Origin of the sequence: Streptomyces violaceus, assembly GCF_036014075.1 — a bacterium.
Lineage (GTDB): Bacteria > Actinomycetota > Actinomycetes > Streptomycetales > Streptomycetaceae > Streptomyces > Streptomyces violaceus.
This window is the reverse complement of record NZ_CP107911.1, coordinates 3,628,579-3,642,303: the sequence shown is the minus strand read 5'-3', so window position 1 is coordinate 3,642,303 and position 13,725 is coordinate 3,628,579. Positions and strand designations below refer to the sequence as shown.

12 protein-coding genes and 1 pseudogene are annotated in these 13,725 nt (G+C 71.7%); 3 read left to right on the top strand and 10 right to left on the bottom strand.

The window, feature by feature from the left end; genetic code table 11:
* Positions 1 to 2: 2 nt before the first annotated feature.
* The 3 genes from OG542_RS16290 to OG542_RS16275 all read right to left on the bottom strand — a co-directional run bounded on the left by OG542_RS16290 (position 3) and on the right by OG542_RS16275 (position 2,946).
* Positions 3 to 584: a flavodoxin family protein gene (locus tag OG542_RS16290; protein WP_328411619.1), complete on the bottom strand. Its 582-nt coding sequence runs from the start codon at positions 582 to 584 to the stop codon at positions 3 to 5.
* 203 nt (positions 585 to 787) lie between these two features.
* On the bottom strand, positions 788 to 1,906 hold the full coding sequence (locus OG542_RS16285; RefSeq protein ID WP_328417940.1) for an amidase: 1,119 nt from the start codon (positions 1,904 to 1,906) through the stop codon (positions 788 to 790).
* Between the two features lie 536 nt (positions 1,907 to 2,442).
* Positions 2,443 to 2,946 carry a DUF6668 family protein gene (locus OG542_RS16275; RefSeq protein WP_328411617.1) on the bottom strand — a complete coding sequence of 168 codons (504 nt, stop codon included), beginning with the start codon at positions 2,944 to 2,946 and terminating at the stop codon, positions 2,443 to 2,445.
* A 160-nt stretch (positions 2,947 to 3,106) separates the two neighbouring features.
* On the opposite strand from OG542_RS16275, the gene OG542_RS16270 reads away from it, so the two are divergent.
* A complete protein-coding gene (locus OG542_RS16270; protein ID WP_328411615.1) occupies positions 3,107 to 4,672 on the top strand; it encodes a tetratricopeptide repeat protein in 1,566 nt (521 codons plus the stop codon).
* A 27-nt stretch (positions 4,673 to 4,699) separates the two neighbouring features.
* On the opposite strand, the gene OG542_RS16265 is transcribed toward OG542_RS16270, so the two are convergent.
* The 3 genes from OG542_RS16265 to OG542_RS16255 form a co-directional block, all read right to left on the bottom strand.
* Positions 4,700 to 5,647, bottom strand: coding sequence for a M28 family metallopeptidase (locus OG542_RS16265; protein ID WP_328411613.1), 948 nt, complete (start codon positions 5,645 to 5,647; stop codon positions 4,700 to 4,702).
* Between the two features lie 190 nt (positions 5,648 to 5,837).
* Positions 5,838 to 6,311 carry a VOC family protein gene (locus tag OG542_RS16260; RefSeq protein WP_193482399.1) on the bottom strand — a complete coding sequence of 158 codons (474 nt, stop codon included), beginning with the start codon at positions 6,309 to 6,311 and terminating at the stop codon, positions 5,838 to 5,840.
* A gap of 7 nt (positions 6,312 to 6,318) precedes the next feature.
* Positions 6,319 to 6,744, bottom strand: a complete 426-nt coding sequence (locus OG542_RS16255; protein WP_189728638.1) for a winged helix-turn-helix transcriptional regulator — start codon at positions 6,742 to 6,744, stop codon at positions 6,319 to 6,321.
* Between the two features lie 91 nt (positions 6,745 to 6,835).
* Here OG542_RS16255 and OG542_RS16250 point away from each other — a divergent pair, with 91 nt between their 5' ends.
* Entirely contained in the window at positions 6,836 to 8,299 is a 1,464-nt protein-coding gene (locus OG542_RS16250; protein WP_328411609.1) for an MFS transporter, read from the top strand.
* Positions 8,300 to 8,358: 59 nt separating this feature from the next.
* On the opposite strand, the pseudogene rarD reads toward OG542_RS16250, so the two are convergent.
* Together rarD and OG542_RS16240 are read right to left on the bottom strand one after the other, a co-directional pair.
* Positions 8,359 to 9,021: pseudogene (gene rarD, locus OG542_RS16245) on the bottom strand (EamA family transporter RarD); the annotation flags it as partial.
* Between the two features lie 194 nt (positions 9,022 to 9,215).
* Positions 9,216 to 10,070, bottom strand: coding sequence for an SDR family oxidoreductase (locus OG542_RS16240; protein ID WP_328411607.1), 855 nt, complete (start codon positions 10,068 to 10,070; stop codon positions 9,216 to 9,218).
* A gap of 91 nt (positions 10,071 to 10,161) precedes the next feature.
* On the opposite strand from OG542_RS16240, the gene OG542_RS16235 reads away from it, so the two are divergent.
* Positions 10,162 to 10,542: a winged helix-turn-helix transcriptional regulator gene (locus OG542_RS16235; protein WP_328411605.1), complete on the top strand. Its 381-nt coding sequence runs from the start codon at positions 10,162 to 10,164 to the stop codon at positions 10,540 to 10,542.
* Between the two features lie 34 nt (positions 10,543 to 10,576).
* On the opposite strand, the gene OG542_RS16230 is transcribed toward OG542_RS16235, so the two are convergent.
* Both OG542_RS16230 and OG542_RS16225 read right to left on the bottom strand, forming a co-directional pair.
* On the bottom strand, positions 10,577 to 11,656 hold the full coding sequence (locus OG542_RS16230) for a 2-oxoacid:ferredoxin oxidoreductase subunit beta (protein ID WP_328411603.1): 1,080 nt from the start codon (positions 11,654 to 11,656) through the stop codon (positions 10,577 to 10,579).
* The gene (locus OG542_RS16225; RefSeq protein ID WP_311127267.1) at positions 11,649 to 13,577 is read right to left on the bottom strand and encodes a 2-oxoacid:acceptor oxidoreductase subunit alpha; all 1,929 of its coding nucleotides are present in this window, start codon (positions 13,575 to 13,577) and stop codon (positions 11,649 to 11,651) included. Before OG542_RS16225 ends, OG542_RS16230 begins: the two co-directional genes overlap by 8 nt.
* Positions 13,578 to 13,725: the final 148 nt, after the last annotated feature.

Here is a 13,725-nt window from a genome sequence, read left to right as displayed (position 1 = left end):
GCTCACTTCTCGTACAGGAACCGGGCGGGCGGTGCCTCCTGGGTGAAGAACGTCTTCGCCCGGGTCAGCGCCTCGTTGTCGTTCAGCACGTCACCGGGCTTGCTGCCGTTGCCGAGCAGCACCCCGCCGAAGCGCATCCCCATGTACGCGGCCGAGTTGTGGAGCGTCCCGATCAGCGGATCGGCGACCACCTCCTCTCGGTGCGCGAGGGCGGTGACGCCCCACAGGCTGCGTCCGGCCAGGGTCGCCTTGAAGTCGAGGCCGGGCGTGCGCAGCCAGCCCGACCAGTAGTCCAGGTAGCGCTTGGTCTGTGCGGAGAGCGAGTACCAGTACAGGGGCGAGACGATCACGATGTCCGTCGCCGCGAGCGTGGCGTCGAGCAGGAGGGCGAGGTTGCCCTCGGTCGGGCGGACATGGTCGCTGTCGTGCCGCAGATCCTCGAAGTCGGGTATCGGGTGCTCGGTGAGGTCGATCCACTGCTGTTCGACGTCCGGGGGCAGTTGCTCGGCGGCCCGGCGGGCCAGCAGCTCGGAGTTGCCCTCGGCGCGGGCGCTGCCCAGGACGAAAAGGAAGCGGCGGGTCATGGTGTCCCCCAGAAGAAAGGCGTACGGCGATTACACGCGCTTGCATCATATGCGTGCGCATTCAAATCCGCCAGGGGTGCCGCCTCCGCCCCCGATGCGCGCCTCCGCCCCTCCGCTGCCCGTCAGCCCCCGATACGCGCCCCCGCCCCGTTGCCCGTCAGTCCCCGATGCGCCGATGCGCGCCCCCGCCCCTCCGTTGCCCGTCAGCCCCCGATGCGCGCCTCCGCCTCCCGCGCCACGGCCAGCAGCAGCGCCTCCCGCCCGTGCGACGCCACCAGTTGCAGCCCGGCCGGGCAGCCGTCCTCGCCGAAGCCCGCCGGGAGGCTCAGTGCCGGATGCCCGCTGAGGTTGAACGCCCAGGTGAGCGAGGTGGAGTAGCGGTCCCCCGGCCCTTCGTGGCCGTGCGGCGCGGTGGGTGCCGTGGGTGTCAGCAGCAGCTCGGCATCCGCGAACAGCCCGGCCAGCCTGCGGTCGTTCTCCGCCCGGACGCGGTGGGCCCCGGCCAGGTCGGCACCGGGTGCGCGCAGGGCGAGCCACGCGGGCCCGGGGTCCGTGAGCCGCAGCGGCACCCGCGGCCGTACGAGCCGTACGACACCCCCCGCCACGAGCCGTTCCACCGCGGCCCGGGCGAGTGCGACGGGCTCCGGATCGGGCCCGGCGAAACCGAGGTCGGGGGACCAGACGGCGGTGACGGGCAGGGGCGGGAGGACGGGCTCCGGCTCGCCCGTCACCACCTGCCACCAGCACGCCGCGTCCGACGCCGAGCGGGCGAGCACGCCGGGGACGGCAAGCCCCGTACGGTCGGCGGAGGGCAGCCGTCCGGCCGTGGTCTTCAGGCCGACGACCCCGCACCACGCCGCCGGGATCCGCACCGACCCGGCCCCGTCGCTGCCCGTCGCCAGCGGCACCAGCCCGGCCGCGACCGCCACCGCCGAACCGGCCGAGGAGCCGCCCGGCGTACGGTCGGCCCGCCACGGGTTGACGGTCCGGCCATGCGTGCCGAGCCCCCAGGTCTGCCAGGGCGTCCCCGGCCCGGGCACGGAGGTCGCACCCACGACGACCCCTCCGGCCGCGAGCAGCGGCCCCGCCGCCCGCAGCCCATGCCGCCCCTTCACGGCGATCGGCACACCGGCGAGCGGCAACGCCCCGCCCGCCATGAAGCTGCCGGCACCGCTCGTGGGACGGGCGCCCCTGGGGCTGTCGGCGCCACTCGTGCGGGGGACATCCCCGGGGCTGTCGACGCGACTCGGGATGGGGACGTCCCCGGGCCGGTCGGCGCCACTTGTGCGACGGGCGCCCCTGGGCTTGTCGGCTGCGCCCATGCGGGGGACACCCCCCGGCCTGTCGGCGCCATTCGTGCGGGGGACATCCCCGGCTCTGTCGGCGCGACTCGGGATGGGGACGTCCCCGAGTCTGTCGGCATCATTTGTGCGAGTGGCGCCCCCGGACCTGGCGGCTGCGCTCGCGTGAGGGACACCCCCGGGCCTGTCTGCGCCACTCGTGCGAGGGGCATCCCCGGGTATCTCGGCATCACTCGTGCGGGGGACGCCCCCGGGCCTGGCGGCTGCGCTCCCGCGGGGGGCATCCTCCGACCCGTCGGGGGCTTCGCTCGTGCGCCGGAGGTGCTCGGAGTCGTCAGCTCCACTCGTGCGGGGGACTTTCCAGGAGCCCCGGTCGAGCAGCGCGTCCACCTCGCTCGCCCGTCGCAACGCCTCCTCGTGCCACACCTCGACGAACGCGCACAGCTCCGGATCGGCCCGATCGATCCGCTCCAGCGCCGCCGCGACCACGTCCACCGCACGCAGCTCCCGGGCCCGTACGCCCGCCGCGATCTCCCCGGCCGACAGGGGCACGGCCGTCAGCGTGCCGCTCCCGTCAGCCTGGCCAGGGGCGCCGTCTCGCGCGGCGGGTGGCCCAGTTCGCCGAGCCGCCAGGACGGTACCCACGGCACGCGGTACACGTCGATGACCGTCTCCAGGGACTTGACCCGCTGGGCGAGCGGGCGCGGCAGCCGGCCCGGGGCGTCCGCCACGAGGACGACGCCGCCGAGGTCGAGCCCCGGCGGAGCCTGACCGCGCCGGAAGATCTCCACCGCACCGGAGACCGTGTCCAGCCCGGCCGCGTGGGTCCGGGCGACCAGCAGCACCGACGGCGGGTCGCCCGGCCCGGGCCAGGCGCGGCCGCTGTCATGACCGCCGTAGACCGCGGCGAGCGTGGAGACGCCCGCGCCGCCGTGCGTGCCGACCCAGGAGAAACGCCGGGCCGCGGCATGGGCGTGGGCCGGCTCCGGCGGTCCCGGCTCCGGGGTGGTCACCGGGCCGCGGATCCAGATCTCCGGACCTTGTCGCATGCCTGTCTGCATGCACCTCTCCTCCCTCGTACTCCCGATCTTCATGCCAACCGGAACAACGCGCGCCGGGGCCTACAGTCCTTGGGACGAGCCTGTGACACCGCGGTGACGTGAGAAACGGGAGCGAGCGGACACACTCGACAGTAGGTGTACGACGCCGAGTGAGGGGACGATGTCGCGACTCAGCCGCGAGAAGAAGCGGGAACAGAAGCAGGCCGCACACGCGGCGACCCCGGCGGCGCCGATCGACGTCCATGTCCCCGGGGCAGGACACGGTGCCGGGCCGGGTGCCGGATCGGGGGCCGGAGCGGCGGGCGTGTCCGACGGCGCGTCCGTCGGCGGCGTCCCGGTCTTCGCGGCCCCCGGTGAGGAGATCCACAAGGCCGTCCTGAACCGCCTCCACCACATCGCCCTCGCCACCGGCCATGCCGTCCTCGCCACGATCCACGACGAGCGCATCGGCTACGTCGTCCCCCTCCAGGTCGACCCGGACGGCTCCAGCCACTTCACGGCCGAGCCGGTCCGTACGACACCGCCGGAGGACGCCGTCGCAGGACGCCCGCCGGAACCGCCCACGGCAGGAGCAGCCACGAAACCGCCGATGGCCGGCGCGGCGACGGAACCGCCGATGGCCGGCGCAGCCACGGAGTGGCCCCCGGCAGGCGCGGCTGCGGTGCCGCCCGCGGCCGGCCCGGCGACGGACCCGCCCATGGCCGGTGCGGCGACGGAGTGGCCCCCGGCCGGCGCGGCTCCCGAGCCGCCCGTGGTCGGTCCGGCGACGGAGCTCCCCACGCCGGGCCCGGCGACGGAGTGGCCCGAGGCGGGCGCGGCTGCCGAGCCGCCCCTTCCGGAGCCCGGACCGATGCCACCCGCGGCGGAGCAGGAGCCCCCGCGGAGCGACAGCGCCACACACGTCCTGCGCCCCGTACCGGGGTCCGGCGATCTCGGCGCGGCCCCGACGTTCCCCCTGCGCGCCGTACCGGATCCGCCACAGCCCACACCCGAAGACACGCCACCGGGCCCTGCCGCACCGCCCGGCACCGTCGCGCCCCCGACCGGTGAGTTCGGGCCGCCTCCGCCCATGGATGTGAGGCCGCTCCCCGTCCCCGAAGCCGGTCCCCCCGCCGAGCCCCGGCGCAGCCGGAAGCCCGACCCGGTGCTCGAAGCGGAGCTGCTCACCGACCTCGACGCCAAGCCCACCCCCGCCCGCGGCTTCGACGCCGTCGCGGAGGCCATGTTCGGGGACGAAGCCCCCGGCGCCCCGGGCGACTCCGGAGCGCCCGCCCTCGTCGCGGAGCCGATCACGCGGATCAACGAGGCCGTGAAGGAGGGCAGGATCGACGCGGCGGCCGGGCTGGCGGAGCAGACCGTCGCACAGGCGTCGGCGACGCTGGGGCCGGAGCACCCCGAGGTGCTCCGGCTGGGTGAACTCAGCGCGTACATCGCCTACTTGGCGGGCGACCCGCTCCGCGCCTTCCGGCTGTCGCTCGACCTGGCCGGTGCCCGCCGCCGTACGGGCGACGCGGAGGCCGCCTACGGCGACGTGCAGAGCGCGGCCACCGCCTGGCGGGCGGTGCGCGACCCGGCGCTGGGGCTGGAGCTGGGGCGCGACCTGATCGGACTGTGGACCGAGCTCGCCGCCGAGGACGGCCCGGCCGCCGATGAGATCGAGCAACTGGAGTCGGCCCGGGCCCGCATGGGCCGCCTCACGGAACGCGCCCGCAACCAGGAGGGGTGACCCGGAAACCAGTAGGGGTGACCCGGACTACTCCGACAGCTCCCACACCGCGTAGGCGACCGCGTCGCTGTTGCGGTCGAGGGCGGTGTCGTTGATGTTGGCGGTGGTGTCGCAGGAGGAGTGGTAGCAGCGGTCGAAGGCCCGCCCGGCCGTACCGCCCCACTTGGCCGCCTGCGCCGCCGTCTTCGCGCGGCTGGCCCCGGTGAACAGGCCGCCCACCGGCACGCCCGCGCTCTTGAACGGCGCGTGGTCGGAGCGGCCGTCGCCCTCGGTCTCGATCTCGGTCGGGACGCCGAGGCCGGTGAAGTACTCCTTGAAGGTCTTCTCGATCGCCGGGTCGTCGTCGTAGACGAAGTAGCCGGGGTTCGGGGAGCCGATCATGTCGAAGTTGAGATAGGCGCTGATCCTGGAACGGTCCCCGGTGGCCAGCCGGTTGACGTAGTAGCGGGAGCCGACCAGGCCGAGTTCCTCCGCGCCCCACCAGGCGAACCGCAGATGCTTGGTGGGCTTGTACTGCGCCCGGGACACGGCGAGGGCGGTCTCCAGGACGGCGGCCGAGCCGGACCCGTTGTCGTTGATGCCGGGCCCGGAGGAGACACTGTCGAGGTGCGAGCCGGCCATCACGACCTGGCTCGTGTCACCGCCGGGCCAGTCGGCGATCAGGTTGTAGCCGGTGCGTCCTGAGGCGGTGAACTGCTGGAGCGTGGTGGTGAATCCGGCGGCGTCCAGCTTGGCCTTCAGGTAGTCGATCGAGGCCTTGTAGCCGGCCCGGCCGTGCGCGCGGTTGCCGCCGTTGGCGGTGGCTATGGACTGCAACTGGGTCAGGTGGGCCTTGACGCCCGCGAGGGGCAGGTCGGGCGCCGCCGCCGGTCTCGGGGGAGCGGACGCGGCATCGGCCACGGCGCCGCTGGTCAGGAGCATGACAGTCGCTATGCCGCCTGCTGCCACGGCACGCGCGGAAACGGAGAGCTTCATGTGGGGACTCCGAGTTCCTACGGGCAGCCCGTGGGGTGTCCGCAGGCCGCCCACGCTGAATGGGGTGCCTGGATGGTGGAGCTGTTACTGACTCTCCGTCAAGAGATGTATCCGGCCAGGGCGTTGGGAGGGCAGGGCCTCGGGAGCCCCGGGTGCCCTGTCCGGCCTCCGGGGGTCACCGGGCCCGGTGTCACTGCACGCAGAACTCGTTCCCCTCCGGGTCCGCCATCAGGGCCCACTCGCCGCCCTGCTCCGCCACGCGCCGCAGCACCCTCGCCCCGAGCCCTTCCAGCCGCTCGACCTCTTCCTCGCGCCGCCCCTCGCCCGGGTGCAGATCGAGGTGGAGCCGGTTCTTGACCGTCTTGGTCTCCGGCACCCGCTGGAACAGCAGCCGCCGCCCGAGCCCGGTCCCGCTCTCCTCCTCGAACGGGTCCTCGGGGTGCCGTACGGCGACCAGGTCCCGGAAGGCGTGACGGCCGTGGAACTCGACGACGAGTTCCTCCGGCACGACCCCGGCGCCGAGCAGCTTCCCGATGAGGACGCTGTTGTCCTCGACCTCGTAGTGGAGCGCGGCGGCCCAGAAGTCGGCCTGCGCGTGCGGGTCGTTCGCGTCGATGACGACCTTCCAGTGCACGGGGGCGGGACGTGCCGGTGTCTGTGTCATGTACCAGTTATACGGCGCGGGTGTCGTACGCGGTCCGGGCCGCGGCGATCTCGTCCTGGTGTTCCTCCGTCCAGGTCACCAGGGACTGGATCGTGGTGTGCAGCGTCCTGCCGAGGGAGGTCAGTTCGTACTCGACCCGCGGCGGCACCACCGGGTGCACGGTCCGCTTCACCAGCCCGTCCCGCTCCAGCGACCGCAGGGTCACCGTCAGCATCCGCTGGCTGACCCCGTCGATCTCCCGGCGCAGCTCCGTGAAGCGCAGCCGCCGGTTCTCCAGCAGCGCGATGACCAGCAGCGACCACTTGTCGGCGATCCGGTCGAGGATCTGCCGGACCTGGCAGTCCTCCCGGGTGTCCCACTGGAAGGGATCGGCGTCGCCGTAGTCCACGGTGCTCTCGCAGTTACTCGGTGACTTCGAAGTGCCTTCTTCCATGTCTCTCGATGCTGCCGCAGGGTGGTCGTGGTTACAAGAGGGAACCGACCCTCAGTTGCGTAACCGACTACTGGCGGAGGAGTGTGGACCGATGGGCACCCGTGCCTGGGCGCTGCTGCTCGTTCTATGCGGAACGATCTTCCTCGAAGGCATCGACGTCGCGATGATGGCGGTGGCGATCCCGGCCATCCGTTCCGACCTGGGGCTGGGCACCGACACCGCGGCGTGGGTGATGAGCGCCTACGTGCTCGGATACGCCGGCTTCACCCTCCTGGGCGGCCGGGCCGCCGACCTGCTCGGCAGGCGCCGGATGTTCCTGCTCTGGCTGACCGTCTTCCTCGGCTTCTCGGGGCTCGGCGGCTTCGCGACCGAGGGGTGGATGCTGGTCGTCGCCCGGTTCGTGACCGGTGTCGCCGCCGCGTTCATGACTCCCGCCGCGCTCTCCCTGATCACGACGTCGTACGCGGAGGGCCCGCAGCGCAACAAGGCCCTGCTGATCTTCGCCGGGACGGGCGCGGCCGGCTTCTCCCTCGGCCTGGTGATCGGCGGTCTGCTCACCGAGTTCGGCTGGCGCTGGGTGTTCTTCGCGCCGGTGCTGCTGGCCGCGGCCCTGCTCGCCGCCGCCGTACGGCTGATCCCCCGGAGCGATGTCCCGCCGGCCCGCCGGGGCACCTTCGACCTGCCCGGCGCGATCACCGCCGCCGGCGCGATGCTGCTGGCCGCCTACACCGTCGTACGCCTGGAACAAGGCCTGCGCGACTGGCCGCTCACCGCGGCCTCGGGTCTCGCGGCGCTGCTCCTGGCCGGTGCCTTCGTCGCGGCCGAACGCCGCTGCCCGGACCCGCTCGTCCGCCTGGGCATCCTGCGTCAGGGCCCGGTCGTGCGCGCCGACCTCGGGGCGCTGCTCTTCCTCGGCGCCTTCTTCGGATTCCAGTTCATCGTCACCCTCTACCTGCAGGAACTGCGCGGCTGGTCGTCCCTCCAGACGGCGCTGGCCCTGATCGTCATGGGCATCGACGCCGTCCTCGCCCCGACGCTCACGCCGCGACTGGTCGCCCGCTGGGGCAACCCCCGCGTGATCGTCGGCGGTTTCGTCCTGGCCGCGGCCGCGTACGCGCTGTTCCTGCCGGTCGGCATGGACTGGTCCTACGCCGCGATGTTCCCGACGCTGTTCCTGGCGGGCCTCGCCTTCGCCCTGGCCTACGGGCCGCTGACCATCGCGGCCACGGACGGGGTAGCCGAGTCCGAACAGGGGCTGGCCGGCGGGCTGCTGACCACCGCCACGCAGTTCGGCTCCGCGATCGGCATCTCGGCGGTGACCGCGGTCTACGGCCTGGCGTCCACCGGGTCCGGCCCCGAGGCCACGCTCTCGGCGTTCCGGGCGGCGCTGGTCGTGCCGGTCGTCCTGGTGGTGCTGGGAACGCTGATCTCGTCGGTGAGCGCGCGGGCGGCGCGGCGGGCGGTGCGCAGCGCGTCCCAGGTGAGCAGCGTCAACGCCAGCCACACCAGCGCGAACCCGGCCCAGCGCTCCGGCGGCATCTCCTCGTGGAAGTAGAGGATGCCGAGCAGGAACTGGAGGACCGGCGTCGAGTACTGGAGCAGGCCGATGGTGGACAGGGGCACGCGGATGGCGGCCGCGCCGAAGCAGACCAGGGGCAGCGCGGTGACGATGCCGGCCGAGGCGAGCAGGGCCGCATGCCCCGCGCCCTCGGCGGCGAAGGTGGAATCGCCCTGCGCGGTCAGCCACACCAGGAAGCCGAGCGCGGGCAGGAACTGGATCGCGGTCTCGGCGGCCAGTGATTCGATGCCGCCGAGGCCCACCTTCTTCTTCACCAGCCCGTACGTGGCGAAGGAGAAGGCGAGACAGAGCGAGATCCACGGGGGCCGGCCGTAGCCGATGGTCAGTACGACGACCGCCACGCAGCCGGTCCCGACCGCCGCCCACTGCACCGGCCGCAGCCGCTCCTTGAGCAGCAGCACCCCGATCGCGATGGTGACCAGCGGGTTGATGAAGTAGCCGAGCGAGGCCTCGACGACGTGCCCGGAGTTCACGGACCAGATGTACAGGCCCCAGTTGACCGTGATGACCGCCGCGGCGACCGTGATCAGGGCCAGCTTGCGCGGCTGCCGCAGCAGTTCCCCGGCCCACGCCCAGCGGCGCAGTACGAGCAGGGCGGCGCCCACGAAGACCAGCGACCACACCATCCGGTGGGCCAGGATCTCCACCGCTCCCGCCGGCTTCAGCAGGGGCCAGAACAGGGGGACGAGCCCCCACATCCCGTAGGCCGCGAAGCCGTTCAGCAGTCCTATGCGCCCCTCGCCCCTCGGCTTGCCGGTCACGGGCCCCCTCCTTCGCACGTGGTGTTACACGACCACGAAGGTAACGCCGAGCGCCCCCGGCTGTCATGTCCGTATCGGTATACGGTCATGACAGCCGGGGGTGGGTGCGCTCAAGGGCCCGCCGGGGGAGTTCAGCCCTTGAGCGCGGCGGCGATGGCCTCGGCGAACGGCGTGGTCGGACGGCCGGTCAGACGGGACAGGTCGCCGGTGGAGACGACCAGCTCGCCCTTCTCGATGGAGGCGTCGACCCCGGCCAGGATCTGTGCGAACGGCTCGGGCAGGCCGGCGCCGGTCAGGATGCCGGTGAGCGCGTCGGGCGTGACCGCGTTGTAGGTGATCTCCTTGCCGGTCTGCCGGCTCAGCTCGGCCGCGTACTCGGCGAAGCTCCACGGAGTGTCGCCGCCCAGCTCGTACGTCTGGTTCTCGTGCCCCTCGCCGGTCAGCACGGCGACGGCGGCAGCGGCGTAGTCGGCCCGGGAGGCGGAGGAGACCCTGCCCTCGCCGGCGGCGGCGACGACCGCGTTGTGCTCCAGCACCGGGGCCAGGTTCTCGGTGTAGTTCTCGTGGTACCAGCCGTTGCGCAGCAGCGCGTAGGGCACGCCGGAGTCCAGCAGGATCTCCTCGGTGCCGCGGTGGTCGTCGGCGAGTGCGGCGGTCAGGCTGCCCGGGGCGCTGGTGTAGGCGAGCAGGGCGACCCCGGCCGCCTTGGCGGCTTCGATGACGACCTTGTGCTGCTGCACACGGCCCTTGTCGAACTCGTTGCCCGAGACCAGCAGGACCTTGTCACCGGCGGAGAAGAGGCCGTCGAAGGACGCGGGGGTGTTGTAGTCGGCCAGTGCGATCCTCACCCCGCGGTCCGCGAAGTCGGCGGCCTTCTCGGCGTTGCGGACGACCGCGGTGATCTGCTCGGCGGGGACCTTCTCCAGCAGCTGCTCCACGACGTGACGGCCGAGCTGTCCGGTGGCTCCGGTGACGACGATGCTCATGGTGATGACTCTCCTTGTGGGGTGCGGTGGCACTAACCTTAGGAGAGGCGCTAACTGTTGGAAAGTACCCACTTTGAAGTAAGGTACTGGCATGTCAGTAAGTGATGCCGAGGCCCTGTGCCCGCACCGGCTCGTCCTGGAACACGTCACCAGCCGCTGGGGCGTGCTCGTCCTGATCGAGCTGCTGGACCGCCCGTACCGGTTCAGCGAGCTGCGCCGGGCGATCAGCCAGGTCGGCGGCCGGGGCGTCAGCGAGAAGATGCTCACGCAGACGCTCCAGACCCTGGAGCGCGACGGGCTGGTCGACCGCGACGCCAAACCGGTGATCCCGCCCCGCGTCGACTACTCCCTCACCGAGCTGGGCCGCGAGGCCGCCGAGCAGGTCAAGGCCCTCGCACAGTGGACCCAGCAGCGCATGGACGACGTGGAGAAGGCCCGCCTGGCATACGACGAGACCCGGGCCGCTTCCTAGCGCTCCCGGGCCTCCTCGGTGTTGCCGAAACGGCTCAGCCGACGACCGTCCAGGTGTCCCCGCCCGCCAGCAGCGCGCCCAGGTCGCCCTTGCCGTGCTGCTCGATCGCCTGGTCGAGCTGGTCGGTCATCTGCGTGTCGTAGACGGGCCGGTCCACGGCACGGAAGACGCCGATCGGGGTGTGGTGCAGGGTGTCCGGATCGGCCAGGCGGGACAGGGCGAACGCCGTGGTCGGGGACGGGGAGTGCGCGTCGTGGACGAGCACCTGGTCCTCGTTGTCCGGCGTCACCGCGACCACCTTCAGGTCACCGGTCAGCCGGTCGCGTACGACACCCTTGGCCAAGTCGCCGCCGAAGCGGATCGGCTTGCCGTGCTCCAGCCGGATCACGGCCTCCTCGGCCTGCTGCCTGTCCTTGAGGACCTCGAAGGCGTTGTCGTTGAAGATGTTGCAGTTCTGGTAGATCTCGATCAGGGCCGTGCCCTGGTGGGCGGCGGCCTGGCGCAGCACCTCCGTCAGGTGCTTGCGGTCGGAGTCGACCGTCCGCGCCACGAACGACGCCTCAGCGCCGATCGCCAGCGACACCGGGTTGAAGGGCGCGTCCAGCGAGCCCATCGGCGTCGACTTGGTGATCTTCCCGACCTCGGAGGTCGGCGAGTACTGTCCCTTGGTCAGACCGTAGATCCGGTTGTTGAACAGCAGGATCTTGAGGTTGACGTTGCGGCGCAGCGCGTGGATCAGGTGGTTGCCGCCGATCGACAGCGCGTCGCCGTCACCGGTGACGACCCACACCGACAGATCGCGGCGGGAGCTGGCCAGCCCCGTGGCGATGGCGGGGGCGCGGCCGTGGATGGAGTGCATCCCGTACGTGTTCATGTAGTACGGGAACCGGGAGGAGCAGCCGATGCCCGAGACGAAGACGATGTTCTCCTTCGCCAGTCCCAGCTCGGGCATGAAGCCCTGCACCGCGGCGAGGATGGCGTAGTCGCCGCAGCCGGGGCACCAGCGCACTTCCTGATCGGACTTGAAGTCCTTCATCGACTGCCTGCCCTCGGCCTTGGGGACGAGGGAAAGCGCTTCGACGGTGCCCGTGCCGTGCGTGGACGTCTCAGCCATCGATGGCCTCCTTCAGAGCCGCGGCGAGCTGCTCCGCCTTGAACGGCATGCCGTTGACCTGGTTGTACGACTGGGCGTCGACCAGGTACTTCGCCCGGATGAGGGTGGCGAGCTGCCCGAGGTTCATCTCGGGGACCACCACCTTGTCGTAACGCCCGAGGACCGCGCCGAGGTTCTTCGGGAAGGGGTTGAGATGGCGCAGATGCGCCTGCGCGATGGACTCCCCGGCTCTGCGCAGCCGTCGCACGGCCGCCGTGATCGGCCCGTACGTGGAACCCCAGCCCAGGACGAGGGTCTTGGCCTCGTGCGGGTCGTCCACCTCGAGGTCCGGGACGTCGATGCCGTCGATCTTGGCCTGCCGGGTGCGGACCATGAAGTCGTGGTTGGCCGGCGAGTAGGAGATGTTGCCCGTGCCGTCCTCCTTCTCGATGCCGCCGATCCGGTGCTCCAGACCGGGCGTGCCCGGGATCGCCCACGGCCGGGCCAGCGTCTGCGGGTCGCGCTTGTAGGGCCAGAACACCTCGGAGCCGTCCTCCAGGGTGTGGTTCGGGCCCTGCGCGAACTGCACCCGCAGGTCGGGCAGCTCGTCCAGGTCCGGGATCCGCCAGGGCTCGGAGCCGTTGGCCAGATAACCGTCGGAGAGGAGGAAGACCGGTGTGCGGTACGTCAGCGCGATCCGCGCCGCCTCCAGCGCGGCGTCGAAGCAGTCCGCCGGCGTACGGGGCGCGACCACCGGGACCGGGGCCTCGCCGTTGCGTCCGTACATCGCCTGGAGCAGATCCGCCTGCTCGGTCTTGGTGGGCAGACCGGTCGACGGCCCGCCGCGCTGGATGTCGATCACCAGCAGCGGCAGCTCCAGGGAGACCGCGAGGCCGATGGTCTCCGACTTCAGCGCCACACCGGGACCACTTGTCGTGGTCACGGCCAGCGAACCACCGAAGGCCGCGCCCAGCGCGGCCCCGATACCGGCGATCTCGTCCTCGGCCTGGAAGGTCCGCACGCCGAAGTTCTTGTGTTTGGACAGCTCGTGCAGGATGTCCGACGCCGGAGTGATCGGGTACGACCCCAGATACAGCGGCAGATCCGCCTGCCGGCTCGCGGCGACCAGGCCGTACGACAGGGCGAGGTTGCCGGAGATGTTGCGGTAGACACCCGGCGGGAACGCCGTGGCCGCCGGGGCGACCTCGTAGGAGACGGCGAAGTCCTCGGTGGTCTCGCCGAAGTTCCAGCCCGCCCGGAACGCGGCGATGTTGGCCGCCGCGATGTCGGGCTTCTTGGCGAACTTGGACTTGAGGAACTTCTCCGTGCCCTCGGTGGGCCGGTGGTACATCCAGCTCAGCAGGCCAAGCGCGAACATGTTCTTGCTGCGCTCGGCCTCCTTGCGGCTGAGGTCGAACTCCTTCAGAGCCTCCACGGTGAGCGTGGTCAGCGGCACCGGGTGCAGGTGGTAGCCGTCCAGCGACCCGTCCTCCAGCGGACTGGTCTCGTAGCCGACCTTCTGCATCGCCCGCTTGGTGAACTCGTCCGTGTTGACGATCACCTCGGCGCCGCGCGGCAGGTCGCCGATGTTCGCCTTCAACGCGGCCGGGTTCATCGCCACCAGCACGTTCGGCGCGTCACCGGGCGTGAGGATGTCGTGGTCGGCGAAGTGCAACTGGAAGGACGACACACCCGGCAGGGTTCCGGCGGGCGCCCGGATCTCGGCCGGGAAGTTCGGCAGCGTCGACAGGTCGTTGCCGAACGACGCGGTCTCCGAGGTGAAGCGGTCACCGGTGAGCTGCATACCGTCACCCGAGTCCCCCGCGAACCTGATGATCACCCGGTCGAGACGGCGGACGCCCTTGGCGCCTTCCGCTTTGCGCTGCTCTCCTACGACTGGTCCGTCGGCCTGCTCCGCTGGGCTACTGACCTGGCTGGTCACTGAACTGGACCTCCCTCGAGGCGGCTGTCCCGGACAGGCCTTCCCGCAGGCCTCCCAGGATCAACCCTACGACCGTAAGGGTCGCCTTCTTTGTGTCATTCGCATCTTGGACGCGACTTTGGGGTGATCACGCACCCCTGCCGCCCAT